The sequence below is a fragment of the Pseudomonas sp. G166 genome (assembly GCF_037027455.2).
Lineage (GTDB): Bacteria > Pseudomonadota > Gammaproteobacteria > Pseudomonadales > Pseudomonadaceae > Aquipseudomonas.
This window is the reverse complement of record NZ_CP146985.1, coordinates 5,252,379-5,271,828: the sequence shown is the minus strand read 5'-3', so window position 1 is coordinate 5,271,828 and position 19,450 is coordinate 5,252,379. Positions and strand designations below refer to the sequence as shown.

Below are 19,450 nucleotides of genomic sequence, written 5' to 3'. Positions count from 1 at the left end.
ATCTGATTTCTTGGCCTGATTGTTACTGAAAGGGCGGCTCCATCTTCGAGTTAGTATGGCCTCAGCAATTCAGAATGCATCAGGGCCTGAAAATTGAGGCATGGACTCTGACAGGGCATGGCTCCCCAGCGCTAACCTGCTAAGTCGGGACTCACTGGGTAGATTTGGCAGCCCTGTCCTGCTCCCAATGGGTTACATCCTCGATTTCCTGTGTGTCGTCTGCGGACAGCATCAAGGAGCTCGGGTAGAGTTCCATCAGCTGCGGCATGCGAGCGAAGAACTGCAGCGTCTCAGCCCATTCGTAGCGGTTTTCGTACGGGTAATAATTCACGCCGTGAATCAGAACACCCATCACCAATGAGCCGGAAGCGTCAATCGTTGAAACGCTGTCGATATTTTTAACCCGGCGCATCTCCTCGATATCGATCCCCTCAACCGTCTCGTACCAAATATGGACGACACCCGATTTATCAGGAGGTATCTGGGCAATCCCATTTTTGGCGAGCCCCTTAAAATGACGTGAGCGTCGCTCATGCGATATCGCATGGTCACACCGCCATTGAGCCGCCACGCAGTTGGCAACGTCCTGAACAAAAATATTGAGAATGGTGTTCGATTCACCTGGCCGAACGATACTAGCTGCTATCGTCGCAATGCTGCGCTTTTCATTGCTATCCACGTCGCCGAATACCAGTAACTCATGTTGAGGGCTGTTGGCCCTGACAGAGTTACTGCGATAATGGCGTTTGAGGTGAGCCCTATCAATCCTACGAATTTGCGCACTGATCGCTCCCTCCCGAACCCCGCCAGAGCCAATTTCGATAGCGCGATTCACCACCTTGATCACATCATCCGCAGTCGCATCAGATACCTGATCATGGAAGGTCAGGTCGACGATGCTCCACGGTGCGACCTCAAGCATATGCTGGCTCAACTGACTCCATATGCTGACCCAGGCCTCCTCTTCAATCTGGGAATATTGAGTCTGCTTGTCCGCTCGCTTGCACTCAACGTAGATCTCAACGTCATCGACTTTGACAAGCAGATCCGGTGACTTTTTCGTTTTCCCGTCCGGCCAAATGAGACTGCTCTCCGGAATGAAGGAAACCTCATAACCATTTTTCAGATAAAACGAGGCGGTCAGCAGCTCGAAAATCTGCGTCTCAGGCTTCGTGTTATTAGCCAGCATCTTGTTCAGAACCCCGTTCACATTTGGGACTTTCCTAAGCCGTTCTGAAAAGGCACCGATGGACTTGGCGTACGGATAGATTCGATCGCTGCTGTAGGCACAGTCGCTGTAGGGGGAGTCATAAGCCAACTCAGCCACCAAAATATACCAGTCAATATCGTCCTCTGGCGGTACGAAAAGTTGGAGCTCTATTGGCATCGTCAGATCAATATCCGACTCTTTATCTCGGATACGATCCAGTAAAGCGGCCCTTCTCTTGGCCCAGACGTTAGCCCCTAGTCTATCCACCAGCAGGTTGTAGAAAGCTTTGGTTCTTGCATATTCAACCTGACGAACATCCACTGTTATTTTTCCTTGTATTGATCTAGAAACTCGGAGGCTTGGCGTGTTGACGACCCAGCATGATCTGCTGAGCTGTGAATCTTAGCCTCGGCTGATCTAACAATCGCAAAATCCACTGAATACACTGCCTTTTAACGTCGCTGGCAAAGGATCGAAATGTAGCTAGCCGTTGCACTTCGGCCCCCTGTCTCATGACTACAGTCTCGACGAGCCCCGTGTTACTTGGGTATCCCCTGCGTCTCAAGGACTTCAGGTATGGAACGTGGTGTCTTAGGCGAAATCCGGCAGAAAGTTGCAGCTACAATGGCTACGGTACCGAGCCGACGCTGGCCTGGATGATGGAGGAAAAAGACATCAAGCCGCATGTGCCGGTGTGGGACAAAACCGAGCGCAAGAACGACAGTTTTTACGAGCAACGATTTCCACTTGAATGAAGAGACTGAGGAATACCGCGGCCTGGCCAGCAACCGATTGCGAAGCGAATGGCGAGCCTTCAAGAATGAGCGTTCACACCTCACCAAAGCCAACTCCATCACCTTCTGATCCCGGCAGACCGACTGCGCTACGTGTCCGATGAAAGCCAAGCGCTTCCCGAACACTGCGTTCCGCAAGATCGCTCGCGGCGTCCATGAAGCCGCTCGGGATGTGAACCCGATTGCAGTTCGCGCTTATTACCGCATGGTATCAGTAGGTCGCGTTTGGCAAGCGTGCACAGACTCTGACGACTACACATTACGGTACGCATTTATCGCCTACCTTTTAGAAAAAGCAAAGCTGCAGGGTTCTAATGCAAGTCCGCCTCCTACTCAGTCTGCAATTTCGGCCCTAGCAAGATTATTATCCAGACCAAATCGTGATAGGTAGCGCATACTGCCATTTTGTCGCTATTATGCCTCTTGTGCGGCATAATGACCTCAAAATGACAGCGAGTAAATTCCATGGCCAGATTAAGCGTTCGCGACTTTCCCGATGACTTGCATCAGCTGCTGCTCCAGTCAGCTGCCAGGAACGAACGCTCGCTAGAGGGAGAAACCCGGTTTGGCCTAGCGTGCTACCTTGAATCCCTCAAAGCGCCCAAACCTGAGGCGGCTTCATTGTGTGAGTCCTGGCAACGTTCTACTGGCCAGCGCCTGCAAAAGCTATTTTCGCGCTTGCGCAAAGACAACGTTTTTGCCTGGAGCGAGCGCAGCGATTTGCCTCACTTGGCCTTGGCCTTGGGGGAACCTTCGCCGGCAATGCTGATGAACTGCATCGACGGTCGTGAAGCGCTGCCCTTTGATTTGGCCAGGCGTATTGCTGACCGCTACAGTTGCAGTCTGGAGTGGCTAATCAGCGGCTCCAGCTCTATGTTTCCATACCCAGAAATTGGAGGGGACTATCGCGAGTTTTTCGAGCCAGCTATCAGTGGCAGTGGTATCAATATCAAGCTGGTGCGGATCTGCACCGCTGAGGATGACGAAGGCAACCCAGGCGCACATGACGGTACCTTGCTGATGTTCAGATGCAAGGACGACAACCCAAACATTGCTGCGGGATATAGCGGTCGCTTTTATCTAAATGGTCGTATGGGGGGTGGTGGCCATAGCTGCCTGGAAAGTTTCGTCAAATTTCTCAATGAGAATCAAAACTTGCAATTCAGCGAATACAACTGTACCGCGCCGATTGACGATTCTGCGATGTGGGACCACCACCCCAACTACTATCTTGATTTCAAGCATTGCAGTCAGGCGTCCTGGCTATATCCGCTGCGTGCTGGTAGGTCGCCTTCCAGCATTGATTGGACGCAGCAGCACGCCTATGCGAGCCCAAAGGTAGCCCGCCCATAGTCGCATCACCGAGTTCGCGGTACGGGCTGGCCGTACCGTGGCGACCTCTGAAGGTGAGTCCACCTATGTCTGAAGACATCAAGAACACCGCCATCACCGCCGCAGGTTACATCTACCAGAATCGGCAAGGTCTCCGAATACTCTGCGATTGGCTTGACGCGCCGGCTCGCTACATCCGGGTCAGGTTTGAGTGCGATGACGAGGCTGTCGCGCCGATGGGTCTGGATGACATCGTTGTCGAGCGTGCAGATGGCCTGGTCGACCTCCAGCAGGTCAAGTTCACCCCAGCCCCTGACGTGCATACCCTCTGCTGGAATTGGATGCTCGAGAAAACTGGCAAGACGGCGCGATCGAGGTCGATGTTGCGTAAGTGGTTCGATGCCTTCAAGGCGCTAGATCCGGCGCGTACGGGCGTGCTCTCGTTGACGACCAACCGCCGGCCGGAAGCCGATATCGAAGCGTGCCTAGACGGCGGCAAGATCTCCTTCGCCAAGATCCCCGAACCCAGGCGTTCTGAGGTCATCGCCGAACTTGGGGGGGAGCAAGACTGCGAGACGTTCTTCAGCCAGCTGCAAATTTGTCACAGCGATAAGGGTTTCGACACGCTGGAGCAAGAGATCGACGCAAGACTTCGCAAGCACGGCACTCTTGAGGGGATTGCTACCCTCAAGAACATTGCGTTGAACTGGGCAACGCGTAAGAATTTCCCACCTCCGGACGGTTGGATCACGCTGGAGCAGGTCCGCACCATCCTGAGGTCGACGCCGCCGGCACCTTTGCCTGAGGACTTCGTTGTCCCCCCAGGTTACGAGGTTCCCGACGAAACATTTCATCGGGAGTTCGTCCGTGACGCCGTCGGGGCTACAGGGCGCGCGATCGTGCTCACAGGGCCGCCAGGCCGTGGAAAGAGCACATACCTGAGCGCGCTGTGCGACACGCTCGCCGAGCATGAAATCCCCACGGTCCGACACCACTACTTCCTCTCGACGACGGAGCGGGGGCGCGACCGGGTGAACAGCTACGTTGTCGAACAGTCCATCGAGGCGCAGGTCAAACGGTTTCATCCCGATGTTCAGGCACCAGCGGGCGACCTGCGCTCGCTCCTCGAAGCGTGTGCTTCCCACTACAAGAAACTAGCCAAGCCATTCGTTTTTGTCCTGGACGGATTGGACCATGTCTGGCGCATTAACGCTGAGGACAAGCGGCCGCTGGACGATGTGTTCTCCCAGGTGATCCCATGCCCAGACAACATGGTGCTACTCGTTGGAACCCAGCCTGTGGACGACGTCCAGTTGCCGAGGGATCTGCTCGCCTTCGCGCCCAAGGCCGAGTGGCGCACGCTGCCGGCGATGTCTGAGAACGCAGTCCTATCCTATTTGCGCAAGGCGCTTCAGGAGGGCAGGCTCACCGCTGGCTTCGATGGCAAAGATGGTGCGGAAACGCAACTGCAGGAGGCCGCAACCGTGCTTCGCACGAAGACCAATGGCCATCCTTTGCACGTCATCTATGCTGCCGCGGAGCTTGAGTATTCCGGTCGCAGCTTGTCGAAGTGGGATGTCGAGCAACTGAAGGGAGACTTGAGCAAAGATGCCAAGTTCTACTACGCATCGCTCTGGGAAGGTCTACCTCCAAGTCTCAAGGACACGCTGCGGCTTGTATGTGCCTTCTCGTTCTTCTGGCCTAGTGCTGCATTTGGAGAGATCGCCGCGAAAGTTGGCGCTGCGGAGCCGGACGTAGCGAAAGTGGAGCATCTGCTTCACTCTTCAGCGGCTGGCCTAAAGGTTTTTCACGAGAGTTTGGCGGTTTTCGTGCGTGGAACCGCAGACTACGTTGACCGCGTCAACGAACTGATGCCTGCTGTGGCAAGCTGGTTGGAGAGCACTGCGCCCACCTCGCTACGCGTGAACTGGCTCTGGACGGTTCAGGCAAGGTTAGGCGACCCAAAGAATCTCATCAGGGGCCTCACCCGTGATTGGATCATGCTCCGCCTGGAGGAGGGATATCCAGAGTCGCTCTTTGATACGCTGCTGTCCGATGCTTTGGTCGCAGCGCTGGACACCAACGAGTTCGCTGAAGCCTATCGATTAGAGCACCTCAAGGCGCGAATGGTCGGTGGTAGCCAGTACCAGATGCAGAACGACGACATGGCCAGGCTGATCTCGTTTACGTTGATCCTGACCGAAGAGGAGGGCGTCGTGCGAGAGGCCGTGGCCTCCAGGCATGAGGCAGACATCTTGCGGCTTGCCGCGCTCGGATTGGCCTTGCATGCTCGGGGTGATGAGACTGTTGCCAAAGCGTGCGGTGAAGAGGCACTTCGTCGATTTAGAGGCCTTAGCCGTTTTTCCAGCAGGTATTCGTCGAGCGCTGGCTCTGATGAGTTCCAGTTCCTGGTCGACGCATTTGCGCGGCTTGGTGCGATCGGTGCGACCCCGACATCGCTGGCCCGGCTAGTTTCCGAAAACGGTCCGGTCGTTTGGCTGCCGCGAGTCCAAATGCTTGTTGAGGAAGGTAATTTGGATGAGTTGATGGCAGCCGCTGCGTCGCTCGCCCCAGGTGAAAGCAAGAACATCATCAGCGATGCGTGCATCCGCGCGGCGGCGAGCATTGGAGTCAGCATCGCAGAGCGCGATGACTTCAACGAGCTTGGCCGAACCCCCTTCGTCGCTGCCGTAGAGGCGGCTCTTACGCGGGCCTCCAAGCCGTTGAATGGGCCTATCCCCATTGAGTGGCTCAAGGGCAACTATTACGAGCGCAAGGAAGATCTGGCGACACTTGCGCATCACTGGTTTTTCAGCGCCGTTCAACTGAGCCTGTGCATGGCTGCGGAAGGTCAAACTGCCTTTGAGTTCGTGCGGGCTCCCGTCTACGAAGACCGGAAGAACATCACCGACTTCCTCAACGCGTTGTCTGTGGCGGCGGCACAGGTTGCACACCATTGGTGGCGGGGGGAGTTCGTGGACTTCCATGAGCTGTTCGAGTTGCTCAAGTCGGTGGAGTTCAGGTGCTTCAGGCAAAGCCATGACGCGAGCTCTGCAGCCGAGGACTTCCGAAGCGCGCTGCATCGCATTGCCTGCGACATCCGTCTGGGCAGTATCCTGCTCGACCACTTCGACGACGTGGCCCTGACCGATGAAACCATGAAGGCGGCGGGGCAGCAGACTTGGTTTGACTGCGCTTCCTTCCGCACCCAGTACGCTTCCGGATTGTTGATGAGGATGAGCGACGATGCGGCGGCTGCGTTCGTTCAGTCCCAACGTGTCTTGCTTGATGCAGAGATTCGCCAGGAAACCAGCGTTCATCTTCAGATGCCGCTCCAGCTATGTGCCATTGCGTTAGCTCATGGCTTGAACTCCAGCGCTCGGGAGTTGTGTAAGCAGACTTGGGAGCTGACAACCGGCTATGCACATCGCAAAGATCCTACGCTGAACAATACGGTCGACGCCATCGGCTACTTGGTCGATGTCGCCCCGAACGACGCTCGCCGCTTGCTCAGCGTTATCGCGCCTCAGATCCACCATGTCTTGGATTACACCGATGGGAAGGGCACCAGGCATGTTTTGGCGGCCGCCGATCGACTACTTGCGAAGCTGAAACCGTCAGCTTTGGTGACTAAGTACGAGGAGCATACCCACGCAGGTGACTGGTCGCAGGCAGAAGACAGTTTGCGGGAATACGTGGAGCAAGGTGTCAGGGATGGTTGGCCGCTTGACGCGTTGATGCGAACCGGACTGCATCCGGAGACCCATGACGCTCTGAGTAGAATTGCACGAGAAGGCAGCGAAAGCGCTGGGGAGCGACTTCGAGTACTGCGGGAACATGTCGGTTGGGACATCGGACTGCTGCAGCGAACGGAGAGTACTGGCAGCGATAGCGAAAACAAACCATACACCGGAGATGTCACGACTTTTGCGCCGGAACAACTCGGTGAGCTGCTCGACAGCTCATCAGCCAGCTACAAAGAGCAACTGACGCTTCTTCGTACCTGGTATCAGCATTGGGAAAAGGCTGGGCAAGGAAAGCGACTTCTTACGGCTCTCGACGGTTTGCTTCTGTCGGGAGAGGGCAGGCTCCGTGGCGTTTTGGAACTGTCTGACTTGGCATTTCAGACTAGACGCAAGCTAAGTGGCGTAAAGGCGGCATGGAAGTATCTCGTTCAGGCGCACATCCATAGCGGTGCTTGGATCGGATTTATGGAGAAGGAAGAAAAGACCCGCAGCAGACTCGACTTAGTCGTCAAGCACTATCCGCAGCGCTGCGACGAGTTCGTCACTGCGACGACCTACAGCATGTTCGGTGACCCCGAACCTCCACGAGTGGCACCTAACGAAGTGATGGTCTACTTCTATGCACAACAAGGGCGCATCGCAGAAGCCGTGAAATTTGCCGAGACGATGGTTGACTGCGTCATTGAAGACACACGTACTCTGCCATTGGAAAAACCACGCTGGGCTGGCGAGCTAGTTCAACATGAAGGAGCGGAAAACTGATGGACGAGCTTCGCATCCTCATTGCCAGGCTTGGTTGGCCGTCGACATCTGCAAGGTGGTGGAGCATGCAGGAGCTGGCAGCTCGGCTAGGTGAGGCGGCTATGAGGGATGAGACCGAGTGCGCGCTGCTTCAACTGCTGAGTTCGCGCAAGCTTGAGGCCGAAGTGGTCGAGGTACTGTTTATCTTCTGGATGGCCACGCAAGCGTACGGCTACTCACCCACCCTCAAGCTGGTTGAAAGCATCTCGATGTCATCAGTACTTTCGGATCTGCTGCTGGAAAGCTTTGGTATGTTTGCCGAAGACGACGAAGAATTGGAGGAAGCGCCCGACGACTTCGAGATTCCCCAAGACTTTGACGGTGTGCAAGGCTCAGATCTACCTCGGATGTTCCGGACTTCTATGGGCGAGCTCGAAAGCCGCACAGGGCTTCCATTCGTCCGGCAGATGGCTTTTGAATGGGCGGCGAATCGATCCGCCTACCCGGACGCCCCGTTCCAAGGAGATCCTTGGCACTTCTCGCGCCCACTAGGCAATGGTTTCATCGGACAGCTCTCCTCGCGGACAGCCCTTCGCGTTATCTCGGCATACCTTCGCACATTAGCGGTGGCCGAAGAGTTCTGGGGCATGCCAACGGATCGAGCGGAAGCTAAGGCTCTCTTGGCTTTGCCTGTTCATCCAACCTTGGCCTTGCTCAGGCCTCAGCGCCCAGTTTGGTTCCCCGCGACGACTGACTTCGACGGCGATATAGAGGCTACCGAATCGTCTGTACGAGGCTTGGTAGCCCACGTTAAAAAACTCCGGCCCGATGACGAATTGATCGCGTTCAGTTCACCTATATTTGTATCGATGGTGCGGTGTGTGGAGGTTTCACTGGTCCGGTGGTCGCAAGCGGAGGGGAGCAGCATCGCTGACACTGACTTAGCAGCACATCTGGAGGATTTCTGGGCCAATGGTCGGATGCTTCGCAGTGCGTCTTCTGAACCCTTAAGCACGACAACTATTTTCGCGCCGCCCCAGCTAGGCGGGCTAATGGAGGAGCAATGTAAGGCGTGGCCACTTGCTGCGCCGCTTGGTTTCGACCGTTTAGGTTATCTCCAGCACGACTTATATCCTGGACGGCTCTTCCTTCCAACGCTACCTAGCACCGACCTAGCCGAACTCACCCCTTCTGACGAGCGGTTGGAGGTTAAGGTAGACGAGCAGGTAGTCGCGGACCTCTGTTATTGGAATGCAGGTTGGGGGGCTGCGCGACCCATTCAGTTTAGTGGTAACTGCGGTACCGCCCTCATTTCACGGGGCACGGGTTATCGGGAAGGAGCTGTTTCGACGGAAGGTTCGGTGCGCTCGTTCTATCTTTGGCAAGTGAGAACGCTGCACCGAGACAACACTTTTGACTCCTTCAATCAAACGCTGACGACGGGAGCCATGTTCTTTTAGTTTACCGCCACCTCGTACGTTTTGCTTGAAAGCGCATTAGGACCTCGGATACGGTTTTTGAGAGAGCTGCTGTTCAGCGGTTCAAAAATACTCGATGAATATAGTTTGATCTCGATACCTCGCTAAGCCCAAGCACCGAGTAGACGTAGAAGAGGCCAACGCTCCAAGTTGGTAGCCTATAAATAAGGCGGGGAAACACTTAAAACAAATCACAGCGCTAGATCTACGACGTGATTTTACTACTGATCCATTTGCAAGGCCTTTTCCATTCTACTTGGCTAGATGAAAGCTCTGAAATTATGGCATTCACAAGCGCCTTATTGCTAGGGAATGGGAGATACAGCCCTACTACTCGCGGATAGACATGGGTATCATCAGAATATAATAGCGTTTTTATTGAGGCTGTTGCTATCAAGGCGTTCTGAGCTGTAGTGGCATTCAACTCACTTTGCATTGGAAGCGCGCTAGAGACGGCTTTTCCATTCACCCCTAGAGTTTGTACTACCAGGCTTCCTTTGAGATTATTCGCTTGAGACTCAAGGCCAATAGCCCCGATGCCGGAAATGTTCGCGCTTTTTCCTGTTATCTCAACGTTAGATATGATTCTTATTCCTATGCCGACGTATACGGGGATATTGTAGGCGTAGTAATCAAAGGGTGGTTCCTCCCCAGGTTTCGCTCGTTTCACAAAAAATTTCTCACCGAGCTTTTTAAAGTTAAGGGGGCGGTTGTCTACATTGGTTGAGTATGTTTCTCGCGCAGTCTCTGCGAGAGTCAGATTGTCCGGTCTTGTCCCGGTAGATCCTTGATAGTTTGGTGGTGCAAATGAATACAGTACTTGCCTCTTAATCCATACAGGCATATTTATTGTGTCTGCAGAAATATAGTCGGCTGTGATCCTATACCTTTCCTGGTTTCCTCCTATTTTCCCGGCACCATAACTGATGGATCCCTTGATTGTTATGTTTTCTACCACCATCCGCACCGCATTGTCGGGCAGGGAAGATAGTATGTCTTCATAAGCTGGAGTATCAAGACCTTGCGGGATGAGTGCCGAGGGAATATATCCAGGGTCGGCAGCTATTTCGCTCGATGATGTTTTTCGACAGCTGTCTCCAGGGACTGTGACAACTGGGAATGGATCAAGTGGAATGTACGTAAATCCGGAGTTTTCCTCTCCTGCCGTTTGGGTACTTAGAGCGGTTGAACATCCGTATAAACCAGAACACAAAATCGATAGCATAATAGTTTTGTGCATGAATTAGCCCCTTGTCATTATGTGGTTTTTTCGCTGGCAGGCTCGTAGGTATGAGCAAGGATAGCTGAGTCTGGACAATGCGCTATTAGCCCGAAAATTTCGTGAGGACTTCAGTCTCTTGGGTGTAGCGAAACGTCGTAAGAAAATGGCGTGCATACTTTGCACGGATCGGGCAGGCAAGGCCTCCGCAGTGTTTCGCAAATACAGCCAACAGAAGTAGCGTGCTTGCCATACGCAGACCTGCTCGTCGGAGGTTACAACCGCTGCGGTTAAGCTGCATCTGATAGGGGTAACGTGCATCACCAGAAGCATTCTAAAGTTTCTGGTATCGACGCCAGCTTTGTACTGACCCACTTATAGGCTGGGTAAAGACCCCCCCCCTCGGGGACAGCCCCAATTACCTTAGGTGGAACTAGCTTCTTCGATTTCAGGCTCTCGTGCCCAGGACTCCCGTCTACATTTCCCCGCGCCTTGGTGATATCAGCTACCCTCGGAAATCCAGTGACAGATTGGTAGGCCATGCCGTTCGTAGGACTGATAGCTGATTAGGAATTGAGGGTGACACTAGAGGCAGTTGTTAGCCGCTTGGGCTATGGCTGAGCGTCATACTCGTAGTCGAAGCACCGGGCAGAGCACCCTCTTGAATGACCTGGGCTTTGAAGGACTTGGAATAGGAACGGCGTGTTGGCTGCGTGAAATACCCGCTTAAAAGGCTAGAACTGGTGCCCACTTAAATTTAAGTTGCTCAGTACCAAGATCTATAAGCTTCTAAAGGTTTGATTTCAATATGGCAGATATCTAACGGTTCACCAGTACCAGTTCATAAGGCATTCCTAAGGGTTTGCAAATGGGCGACCTGGCGGCAGAACTCAGCGCTGGACATACGCTGTTTCGGCCGCGGGCTTAAAGTCTGGCTGATGGCTCGCGTGGGCTGGCGGGTCAGGCGGGCGAGCACCTGCCATTGTTCGGCGACGACCAGTTGTTCGAAGCCGGGATGAAGATGGCGGGCCCGGCGCAGCACGTCCTGCTGCAAGGTCTGCAACAGTTGCTGCTGGCCGTTGTGGCGCAGATGGAAACCGGCGCTGGCCTGCAAGTGTTCCTCCAACTGACGCCGCGCCTTGGGGGCCGGTTGTTGCAGCGGGCCATGGCGCACCGCCGAGCGCCAGAGCCACAGGGCAATCAGCGCCAGCAGCGCCACCAGTGCCTGGGGGAAATAGCGCAGTAGCAGGGTCAGCAGGTTGTCGTGGTCGGTGTTGAACAGCAGCGTGACGTCTGTGTCGGCGCTCAAATACCAGAGCAGCCAGGCGTTGTCGTACTGGTCGATATGCTCGTTCTTCCACAGCTCGGCGTCGGTGATCACCGTGACCGAGCCCTGGCCGAGGGGCAGTTGCATCATGTGGGTCGCCCGGGCGCTGTTGGCCCAGGCCTGGGCGAGGTTCTGCGGGTCTTCGAGGTGGAAGTCGGTGTCGAAGCCGATATACGCCGGTGCCTCCTCGTCCTCCAGGTACAACTTGGTCAGCTCGGGGTAACGGTCCTTGATGAGCTCGGGGGCCGGCTCCTTGAGGTCCTTGCTCAGCAGTTGGTGCAGGTGCACGCGGTCCAGCAGCAAATCGCCGCTGCTGCCGGTGTTGTCATCCCACAAGGCCTCGGCGACAAACAGCAATCGCCCACCGGCGCGCGTCCAGTTCAGCAACTGGTCGGCCTCCCGTGGCGTCATGTTGGTTCGCTCACCCAGCAACAGCAGGATGCGCCGACGGGGTTCTAGGGTGGGCAGCACGCTCAGGCCATTGGCGTGCTCGACGTTGATACCCTGCTGGCGCAGGAAGTGTTCGGCGGCCAGGTAAGGATTGGCCTGGGCTTCGGGGGAGGGGCCGTGGTCGACGGTTTCCTGGTACGGCACCGCCTTCACGGATAGGTAAACCAGCAATGCACCCACCAGCGTGGTCAGCAATACGCTGGTCAACAGCCCTGCGCGCCGGCTCATCGAGACACTCCCGGACCGAACAGCCCACGCCAGCCGTCACACAGTTCCTGTCGCAGCTGCGGCGGTGGTGCCCGGTGCCCATAGGCAATGTTCTGCCAGTGCAGGGTCAGGCTTTTGCTGAACCCCAGCAGGTTTTCCTGTTGCAGCTGTTCGACGCGTTGCAGCACCTGGCCTTCGGTGTCGGCCGGTTTCAAGGGGACCTTGAAGTCATGGTGCAAGCGACTGAGCAGGGCTCGATACAGCAGGCCCAGGGCCTCGCGGGGGTTGCTCGACCACAACTGCTCGACGCTGGCGGCCACGTCGACCGGCAGGCTTTCTTCGCGGATATCCAGGCCGAACATCTGCGCAGGTCCCGGGCGTTCCACGGGCTGGCGTCGGGTTAGCCGGCGATTGGCCAGGGCCTTGAGCCGTTCCCGGTAGCGCCAGGCCAGCCAGACAATCGCAGCCACCAGGCAGGCCCAGAGCACGATCTGGATCAGTGCCGCAGCGAGTTCGAAGCGCTGGCTGCCCATCCATTTGAACAGTGTCTTGAGCCAGCCCGGGGTTTGGCCCTTTTCGTTGGTGTCGACGGTTTCTTCGCCGAAACGATAGCGAGTGACCGTTTCCGAGTTCTTGAACGGCGGCGCATCGAGGATCGTCTTGATGCTGTCCCGGGCGGCTTCGCTGGTGAGGGGCTGGTTGAGCAGCCGCGGGCTGTCGGGGCCGATGCTGTCCTCATCGGCCCACGCCGGGGGGGGCAGCGGTAGCAGCATCAAGGCCAGCAGCATCAGTACCGGGGCTACACCGCCCAGGCGTTGGCGCAGACGGCGGAACGCCAGTTCGATGTCCCAGCCTTCGAGGATCGTGCGTCGGTTCAGGTACAGGCTGAAGCCGCAGGCGACGTAGATCGGTTCCCAGACGATCAGCACCAGGGGGTACAGGAAGTTCACCAGGTGTTCGAACCACAACCAGCCGTATTCGGTGGTGTCGAACAGTGCCTGCCAGTCCCACTCCAGTTCGACCTGTTGCGGTACGAACAGATAGAACAGCGCCATCAGGCCAAACCACAGGGCGGTCTCCAGGTGCACGCCGATGATGGTCAGCCATTGCGCCGCACCGCCATTGCGTTGCAGCAGGACCCGCAAGCGCTGCTCCCGCGCCTCCCCGGCGAGCCCTTCCAGTTGCACCACGGGCATCAGGAAACTGCGGCTCAAGCTTAGTCGTCGCCAGGTCAGGCTCGCCAGCAACTGGGGCTTGAGTAGCGCCGGCCACTGACGCAAGGCCTGCTTCAAGGTGGGGGTTTCGCCAAACAATGCCTTGGAGAGAATGTACAGTGGCAGACGGTCAAAGGCCGGTTTCAACCACCAGAACACCACCACGACCAGGGATGGCGAATCCCACAGCAACAGGGTCAGCAACATATACACCGGCAACGTGACGATGGCCCAACTGGTCATCAGCAACCTTCGGTGTTGCTGGCTCATCAGCACGCCGAGGTCCATGGCTTCCCAGGTGGTACGCGGGCGGATGACTACGGTGGCGTCACTCAGGCGCATGGCGAACCCGTCCGGCAAACAGCAGGTAACTGATCACCAGTAGCCACAACAACCCGCCGACTGTGTATTTGGTGGCGGGAGTCACGGCGCTGGAGGACCAGTAGGCCTCGATGAATGCGGCAATGAGCAGCAATAGTATCACCCCGCCGATCATCAGCACGCTTTTGCCCGCGGCGAGCCGCAAGGCCTCGCCGCGGGTCAGTCGCCCGGGTGCGATCAAGGCCCAGCCCAGTTGCAGGCCCGCGGCGCCGGCCAGGGCGATGGCGGTGAGTTCGAAGGCGCCGTGGCCGATCACGAACGACCAGAACGTTGCACCCGAACCGATCTGGGTCAGATGCCCGGCCACCGCGCCAATGGTCAGGCCATTGAAGAACAGGAAGAACGCACTGCCCAGGCCAAACATCAAGCCGCTGGCAAACGTCTGAAAGGCAATGCCGATGTTGTGCATGATGTAGTAGCCGAACATGGCCCAATCTTCGCTGGAGGCACGCTCGATCGAGCGCCCCAGGTGCCCGGCGACCGGGTCGTACATGCCGCGTATCTGGCTGATTTCTTCGACGCTCAGCAAGCTGTAGACCAGGTCGGGAAACAGGTAGACCAACAGCCCGATGCCCACCAGGCTGCCCAGGAACATCAGGCTGGCGGCGAGCACAAAGCGCCATTGTTCACGGACCAGGCGGGGAAAGCCGGCGAGGATAAAGGTGGAAAGACTGGCCGATGGTCGGCTGCGATCCCGGTAGAGTTGCTGATGGCCCCGCAGCGCCAGTTGCTGCAGGGTGTCGATCAGCAAACTGCTGTAGCCCCGGGCCTGGGCCAGCGCGAGATGGTGGCAAAGCCGTCGATAGGCAGGAGGAAAATCGCTGCTCTGGGGAACGTTGCGGCTGCGTTCCAGTTGGTCGAGCAAGCGCGACAAATCTTCCCATTCCCCCTGGTGGCGGCTTTCGAACTGGCTTTGCTTCATGTTGGCCCCAGCAGGCCGCGGGCAATGCCATTGAGTTCGACCACGGCGTTGGGCGCCTGGACCTTCAAAGGCGCGGCCAGGATGGCAGCCAGTTCGTTGACCCGGGCTGGGGAAAGTTCGGCCTGTCGCTCGGCGAAGCTCAGTACCGCGCGCTGTTCGTTAAGGCTCAGGGCAAATGGCGGCCGTATCGGTTGTACCGATGGCAAGGCGGGGCGCTTGACCGGCTGCTCGCGGTACACCACCAGCGTGCCGGCGGCGAGATCGCCCAGGCGTTTGAAGGTCGGATGTTGCAGGCAACTGATTGCGCCGAAGGCATAGGCGAAAGGCAGCATGTCGACGAAGCGCAGCAGGTTGCGGATCAATGAGGCAGACCAGCCGATGGGGCGGCCGTCGTCCTGCACCACGCGCAGCCCCATTATTTGCTTGCCGGGGGAGCGTCCCTGGTTCAGCACCTCGAACAGCACCATGTACCACCAACTGATAACAAACAGCAGGATGGAGCCCAGGCCGATGCCCAGCTCGCCGAAAAACGCCAGGCTGAGAAAGAGCAGGCCCAGGACCAGCCCGCGTATGCCCAGGTCGATGGCAAAGGCCAGTGAGCGGGGCATCAAGCCCGCCGGACGCAAGGGAAGGTCGATGCCTTCGGGCGTTTCAACCTGATAGCGCGTGTCCAGAGGCGCAGGCAGCGTCGCGTTCCTTTGCAGTGCTGGTGTCTCGAGCATGGGCAACCTGAGTGATGGGCCGGTTCGAACGTTCAATGTCGCTTCGATGCTAGCAGCCTTCGTGCGGGCAAACGATATAACTGTGTATGTCATTTTATGGATCGCGTCAGGATTGAGGGGGCGAACACGGTTTGTCGTGTCCAGCGGCCTTCCTGATGCTCAGGTGTCCGCAGATCCTACAGCCACCACAGATCCCTTGTGGGCGAGCTTGCTCGCGATGACGGCGGCACATTCAACATCGACGCAAACTGACCCACCGCTATCGCGAGCAAGCTCGCTCCCACATGGGGTCCCCAATGTTTACAGAACCAGTGCCTGCCACAGATATCACGCTGGATTTTTCAAAAGTGACAGGACCGCTGGCCTGGGGCAGGTGCGAGCGCCTAGACTTCGCCAGTCTTTAGCTCAGGAACAGCCCGTGACTTCCATCTTCTGGTACGACTACGAAACCACCGGCATCAACCCGCGTTGCGATAGGCCCTTGCAGGTGGCAGGTATCCGTACCGATTTCGAACTCAATGAAATCGATGCGCCGGTGAATCTGTACTGCCAGCCCAGCGAAGACATTCTGCCTCATCCGGCTGCTTGTGCGATCACCGGCATCACCCCGGCATGCCTGGCCGAAAAAGGCTTGAGCGAGGCCGACTTCATGACCCGTGTCCACGCGCAACTGGCCGCCCCCGGTACGTGTGGCGCCGGCTACAACACCCTGCGCTTTGACGATGAAATGACCCGCTACAGCCTGTATCGGAATTTTTTCGACCCCTATGCGCGGGAATGGCAGGGTGGCAACAGCCGCTGGGATCTGATCGACCTGGTACGTGCCGCCTATGCGTTGCGCCCCGACGGCATTGTCTGGCCGCAGGAGGAGGGCCGCGTCACCCTCAAGCTCGAGCGCCTGACCGCCGCCAATGGCATCGACCATGGCCAGGCGCACGATGCGTTGTCAGACGTGCGCGCGACGATCGCCCTGGCCCGCCTGATTCGCCAGAAGCAGCCGCGACTCTACGACTGGCTGTTTCAGTTGCGCAGCAAACAGAAAGTGATGGACCAGATCCGCCTGTTGCAGCCGATGGTGCATATTTCCGGACGTTTCTCGGCGGCGCGAAACTACGTCGGCGTGGTCCTGCCGTTGGCCTGGCACCCGAAAAACCGTAACGCTCTGATTGTCTGCGATCTGCACCTGGACCCCCAGGGCCTGCTGGACCACGATGCCGATACGCTGCGCCAGCGTTTATATACCCGCCGTGAAGAACTGCTCGACGGTGAATTGCCGGTGCCCCTCAAGCTCATTCATATCAACAAGTGCCCGGTGGTCGCGCCGTTGTCGGTGCTGCGCGCCGAGGATCAGCAGCGATTGCAATTGGACATGGACGGCTATCAGCAGCGGGCATTGCGGCTAACTGACGCACAGAAAGTTTGGCAGGATAAACTTCAGGCTATTTATGGGCGCGAGGACTTCACCGCCAGCGAAGATCCGGAGCAACAGTTATACGCAGGATTTATCGGAGATCGCGATCGTCGTTTATGTGAACAAGTTCGCACTGCGGACCCGGCTCAGTTGGCTCGAGAACGCTGGCCGTTCGACGACGAGCGTTTGCCGGAATTATTGTTTCGATATCGCGCGCGCAACTTTCCAGAGACGTTGAGTGCCGAAGAGCAGGGGCGCTGGAGACTTTTCTGTCAACAACGTCTGTCATCCCCGGAATGGGGGGCGCCTAATACCTTGAAAAGTTTTGACGAGGCAATGGGCGAGTGGATGAGCCTTTCTACGCCATTGCAGCGAGAGGTACTCATTGAATGGCAGGGCTACAGCCAGCAATTGCGCAAACGTTTAAGCCTTTGAGCCGGTGCCGAGAAGTAAAGAGACAGGCATAAAAAACGCCAGCAATCGCTGGCGTTATTGTGTTCGCAAAGAACGCTGCGAACCGGTGCTGCTTAGCCCAGCAGTGTTGCCCAGCCTTCAACCACGTCACCGCCCCACTTGGCCTTCCACTCTTTCAAGGTCTTGTGGTTGCCACCTTTGGTTTCGATGACTTCGCCGTTGTGCGGGTTTTTGTATTGCTTAACTTTGCGAGCGCGTTTGGTGCCAGTAGTTTTTACGGCGCCACGTGGTGCTTTGCTCGATTTGGCTTCTGGGTCCAGCAGGGCAATGATGTCGCGCAGGGACTTGGAGTACTCGCCCATCAGGGTGCGCAGTTTGCCTTCGAATTCCAGTTCTTTTTGCAGTTTGTCGTCTTTGGACAGGTCTGCCAGGCGCTGTTGCAGATCTTCAATGGCTTGCTTTGTGGCGTTGTATTCGTTGATCAAGGACATGGGGACTACCTTATGTAGGACGCAGGGTGACAGTGCGACAATAGTAATCAGACAGTTTCATCAAGTAAACATTTAAGCCGCGTTTTATTTAATTAATTAGTGCAATGCCACAAAAAACGGGCGGTACAGTTAAATACCGCGCAGTCTCACATCTGTTCACAAATATAGCGTGTCACCACAGGCCATGCCGTTCGCGGCCTTGGGTTGTCTCGAGGAAGACGGCGTGTCATCGATACTGCAGTTTTTCTGCGCAATGGCTAGAATGGCCGCCTTTGCGAAGTTCTGGAGTTCCCCTAATGCGCACTTTTCGGCTGGTGATTGCTTGCCCGGACCGCGTCGGTATCGTTGCTAAAGTCAGTAACTTTCTGGCGTCCCATAACGGCTGGATCACTGAAGCAAGCCATCACTCGGACAATCACAGTGGCTGGTTTTTCATGCGTCACGAGATACGTGCCGACTCGCTGCCCTTCGGTATCGAAGCTTTTCGTGAGGCGTTCGCACCGATTGCCGAAGAGTTCTCGATGGACTGGCGCATCACCGACACCGCGCAGAAAAAACGTGTTGTGCTGATGGCCAGCCGCGAGTCTCACTGCCTGGCTGACTTGTTGCACCGCTGGCACAGCGATGAACTCGATTGCGATATCGCCTGTGTGATTTCCAACCATGACGACTTGCGCAGCATGGTGGAGTGGCACGGCATCCCGTACTACCACGTACCGGTCAACCCGCAGGACAAGCAGCCGGCGTTCGCCGAAGTCTCGCGGCTGGTCAAGCAGCACGAGGCCGAGGTGGTGGTGCTGGCGCGCTACATGCAGATCCTGCCCCCAGCCTTGTGCAGCGAATACGCCCATAAGGTCATCAACATCCACCACAGCTTCCTGCCGTCGTTCGTCGGTGCCAAGCCGTACCACCAGGCCTCGATGCGCGGTGTGAAGCTGATTGGCGCCACCTGCCACTACGTGACCGAAGAGTTGGACGCCGGCCCGATCATCGAGCAGGACGTGGTGCGTGTCAGCCACAGCGACAGTATCGAAGACATGGTCCGTTTCGGTCGCGACGTGGAGAAGATGGTGCTGGCGCGGGGCTTGCGTTATCACTTGGAAGACCGAGTGTTGGTGCACGGCAACAAGACCGTGGTGTTCTGACTTACACTACAAAGGGCCTGGACGAGCGATCGCCAGGCCCTTTTTTCATGAGGCTCGCCATGACCGATCCACTGGACAAAGCCACCTCCAAGGCGCCGGCCACCCTGGGCGAGGGCTGCCTGAGCCGCTATGATCCTGATGCGTTGAGCCCGGAAAATGGCACCGAGTTTCCCGATGCCGCCGAGCTTTGGGAGCAGATGCAAAAACAACCGCATCCCCAGGATGATCCCGAACAGAAGTCCTGAC

Annotated in this window: 13 protein-coding genes and 1 pseudogene; 7 read left to right on the top strand and 7 right to left on the bottom strand. The window is 56.8% G+C overall.

Translation table 11 applies throughout. The features are described 5' to 3' along the window. Positions 1–151 precede the first annotated feature (151 nt). Positions 152–1,531, bottom strand: a complete 1,380-nt coding sequence (locus tag SGN16_RS23315; protein ID WP_335945095.1) for a hypothetical protein — start codon at positions 1,529–1,531, stop codon at positions 152–154. 308 nt (positions 1,532–1,839) lie between these two features. On the opposite strand from SGN16_RS23315, the pseudogene SGN16_RS23310 reads away from it, so the two are divergent. The 4 genes and pseudogenes from SGN16_RS23310 to SGN16_RS23295 form a co-directional block, all read left to right on the top strand. Beyond that, positions 1,840–2,179: pseudogene (locus SGN16_RS23310) on the top strand (IS5/IS1182 family transposase); the annotation flags it as partial. Between the two features lie 290 nt (positions 2,180–2,469). Further along, on the top strand, positions 2,470–3,357 hold the full coding sequence (locus tag SGN16_RS23305; RefSeq protein ID WP_335945094.1) for a hypothetical protein: 888 nt from the start codon (positions 2,470–2,472) through the stop codon (positions 3,355–3,357). Positions 3,358–3,422: 65 nt separating this feature from the next. Beyond that, entirely contained in the window at positions 3,423–7,844 is a 4,422-nt protein-coding gene (locus tag SGN16_RS23300) for an ATP-binding protein (protein ID WP_335945093.1), read from the top strand. Then, complete coding sequence (locus tag SGN16_RS23295; RefSeq protein ID WP_335945092.1) at positions 7,844–9,283, top strand: multidrug DMT transporter permease; 1,440 nt, start codon at positions 7,844–7,846, stop codon at positions 9,281–9,283. The genes SGN16_RS23300 and SGN16_RS23295 overlap by 1 nt, the downstream gene beginning before the upstream one ends. 223 nt (positions 9,284–9,506) lie before the next feature. Here SGN16_RS23295 and SGN16_RS23290 read toward each other — a convergent pair whose 3' ends face one another. From SGN16_RS23290 to SGN16_RS23270, 5 genes are all read right to left on the bottom strand, one after another. Then, a complete protein-coding gene (locus tag SGN16_RS23290; protein WP_335945091.1) occupies positions 9,507–10,541 on the bottom strand; it encodes a hypothetical protein in 1,035 nt (344 codons plus the stop codon). Positions 10,542–11,361: 820 nt separating this feature from the next. Continuing rightward, positions 11,362–12,525, bottom strand: a complete 1,164-nt coding sequence (locus SGN16_RS23285) for a DUF4350 domain-containing protein (RefSeq protein WP_335945090.1) — start codon at positions 12,523–12,525, stop codon at positions 11,362–11,364. Continuing rightward, positions 12,522–14,060, bottom strand: a complete 1,539-nt coding sequence (locus SGN16_RS23280) for a DUF4129 domain-containing protein (RefSeq protein WP_335945089.1) — start codon at positions 14,058–14,060, stop codon at positions 12,522–12,524. Before SGN16_RS23280 ends, SGN16_RS23285 begins: the two co-directional genes overlap by 4 nt. Continuing rightward, positions 14,047–15,021 (bottom strand): stage II sporulation protein M, encoded by a 975-nt coding sequence (locus tag SGN16_RS23275; RefSeq protein WP_335945088.1) that lies wholly within the window; start codon positions 15,019–15,021, stop codon positions 14,047–14,049. The genes SGN16_RS23280 and SGN16_RS23275 overlap by 14 nt, the downstream gene beginning before the upstream one ends. Beyond that, entirely contained in the window at positions 15,018–15,743 is a 726-nt protein-coding gene (locus tag SGN16_RS23270) for an RDD family protein (protein ID WP_335945087.1), read from the bottom strand. The genes SGN16_RS23275 and SGN16_RS23270 overlap by 4 nt, the downstream gene beginning before the upstream one ends. 418 nt (positions 15,744–16,161) lie before the next feature. Between SGN16_RS23270 and sbcB the strand changes: the two genes are divergently transcribed. Then, the gene (gene sbcB / locus SGN16_RS23265; protein WP_210640451.1) at positions 16,162–17,589 is read left to right on the top strand and encodes an exodeoxyribonuclease I; all 1,428 of its coding nucleotides are present in this window, start codon (positions 16,162–16,164) and stop codon (positions 17,587–17,589) included. A 92-nt stretch (positions 17,590–17,681) separates the two neighbouring features. Here sbcB and mvaT read toward each other — a convergent pair whose 3' ends face one another. Beyond that, the gene (mvaT, locus tag SGN16_RS23260; RefSeq protein WP_003178543.1) at positions 17,682–18,059 is read right to left on the bottom strand and encodes a histone-like nucleoid-structuring protein MvaT; all 378 of its coding nucleotides are present in this window, start codon (positions 18,057–18,059) and stop codon (positions 17,682–17,684) included. 296 nt (positions 18,060–18,355) lie between these two features. On the opposite strand from mvaT, the gene purU reads away from it, so the two are divergent. Together purU and SGN16_RS23250 are read left to right on the top strand one after the other, a co-directional pair. Continuing rightward, positions 18,356–19,204 carry a formyltetrahydrofolate deformylase gene (purU, locus tag SGN16_RS23255; RefSeq protein WP_135846935.1) on the top strand — a complete coding sequence of 283 codons (849 nt, stop codon included), beginning with the start codon at positions 18,356–18,358 and terminating at the stop codon, positions 19,202–19,204. 59 nt (positions 19,205–19,263) lie between these two features. After that, positions 19,264–19,449 carry a hypothetical protein gene (locus SGN16_RS23250; protein WP_210640450.1) on the top strand — a complete coding sequence of 62 codons (186 nt, stop codon included), beginning with the start codon at positions 19,264–19,266 and terminating at the stop codon, positions 19,447–19,449. The last annotated feature ends 1 nt before the right edge of the window (position 19,450 follow it).

Bases quoted from the DNA above. Each gene is read 5' to 3' on its own strand.
- SGN16_RS23285 (WP_335945090.1), bottom strand. From the start codon at position 12,525: ATGAGCCGGCGCGCAGGGCTGTTGACCAGCGTATTGCTGACCACGCTG.
- purU (WP_135846935.1), top strand. From the start codon at position 18,356: ATGCGCACTTTTCGGCTGGTGATTGCTTGCCCGGACCGCGTCGGTATC.
- SGN16_RS23270 (WP_335945087.1), bottom strand. From the start codon at position 15,743: ATGCTCGAGACACCAGCACTGCAAAGGAACGCGACGCTGCCTGCGCCT.
- SGN16_RS23250 (WP_210640450.1), top strand. From the start codon at position 19,264: ATGACCGATCCACTGGACAAAGCCACCTCCAAGGCGCCGGCCACCCTG.
- SGN16_RS23295 (WP_335945092.1), top strand. From the start codon at position 7,844: ATGGACGAGCTTCGCATCCTCATTGCCAGGCTTGGTTGGCCGTCGACA.
- SGN16_RS23290 (WP_335945091.1), bottom strand. From the start codon at position 10,541: ATGCACAAAACTATTATGCTATCGATTTTGTGTTCTGGTTTATACGGA.
- SGN16_RS23275 (WP_335945088.1), bottom strand. From the start codon at position 15,021: ATGAAGCAAAGCCAGTTCGAAAGCCGCCACCAGGGGGAATGGGAAGAT.
- SGN16_RS23300 (WP_335945093.1), top strand. From the start codon at position 3,423: ATGTCTGAAGACATCAAGAACACCGCCATCACCGCCGCAGGTTACATC.
- mvaT (WP_003178543.1), bottom strand. From the start codon at position 18,059: ATGTCCTTGATCAACGAATACAACGCCACAAAGCAAGCCATTGAAGAT.
- SGN16_RS23280 (WP_335945089.1), bottom strand. From the start codon at position 14,060: ATGCGCCTGAGTGACGCCACCGTAGTCATCCGCCCGCGTACCACCTGG.
- SGN16_RS23305 (WP_335945094.1), top strand. From the start codon at position 2,470: ATGGCCAGATTAAGCGTTCGCGACTTTCCCGATGACTTGCATCAGCTG.